Source organism: Altererythrobacter sp. KTW20L (genome assembly GCF_023501975.1).
In the GTDB taxonomy this organism is placed as follows: domain Bacteria; phylum Pseudomonadota; class Alphaproteobacteria; order Sphingomonadales; family Sphingomonadaceae; genus Alteraurantiacibacter.
Window position 1 is genome coordinate 1 of record NZ_JAMFLH010000030.1, and the last position, 811, is coordinate 811.

The window sequence follows — 811 nt, forward strand, 5'->3', positions numbered from 1 at the left end:
CTAGGCTCAGGACCCATTAAATCGCTTGCGTATGTGGCAATGGGTTGATTCAATGGCGGCACTGAGGAGGTGTTGCTGGTGTCGGAGCTTTGGTTGTTGAGCGAGGCGCAGATGCGCCGGATTGAGCCCTATTTCCCACTTTCGCATGGGATCCCGCGGGTCGATGACCGGCGGATTGTGAGCGGCATCATCTTCGTGATCAGGAACGGGCTTCGCTGGCGTGATGCGCCTGCTGGTTACGGCCCGCACAAGACGATCTACAACCGCTTCATCCGCTGGAGCCGCCTGGGCGTGTTCAACCGCATCTTCGCCGAGCTCGCCGCCAAGGGCGGGAAGCCCGATCGCCTGATGATCGACGCCACCCACCTGAAGGCGCACCGGACGGCAGCAAGCCTGCAAAAAAAGGGGCTCTACCCAGACGTATCGGGCGCACCAAAGGTGGCCTGAACTCCAAGCTGCACGCTGTCTGCGATGGCAAGGGCCGCCCGCTGATCATGCTGCTCAGCGAAGGTCAGATGAGCGATTACAAGGGCGCTGCGCTGATGATCGATGCGTTCCCCAAGGCCAAGGCCTTGCTCGCCGATCGAGGCTATGATGCCGACTGGTTCCGCCATGCCCTGGCCGAGCGTGGCATCACCGCCTGCATCCCATCAAAGACGAACCGCAAAGTGCCCATCCCGCACGACGCAGCCCTCTACCGCCAGCGCCACAAGGTCGAGAACATGTTCGGCAAACTCAAGGACTGGCGCCGCATCCACACCCGCTACGACCGCTGCGCACACACCTTCATGTCAGCCATCTGCATCGCCGC

Annotated in this window: 1 protein-coding gene; it reads left to right on the forward strand. The window is 61.8% G+C overall.

Annotated elements, in window-relative coordinates:
* Positions 1 to 78: 78 nt before the first annotated feature.
* A protein-coding gene (locus M3P36_RS15060) for an IS5 family transposase (protein ID WP_249704527.1) occupies positions 79 to 811 on the forward strand; the annotation gives its coding sequence in 2 pieces (ribosomal slippage) (positions 79 to 412 and positions 412 to 811; 734 coding nt annotated over the 2 pieces). This gene is flagged as partial in the annotation.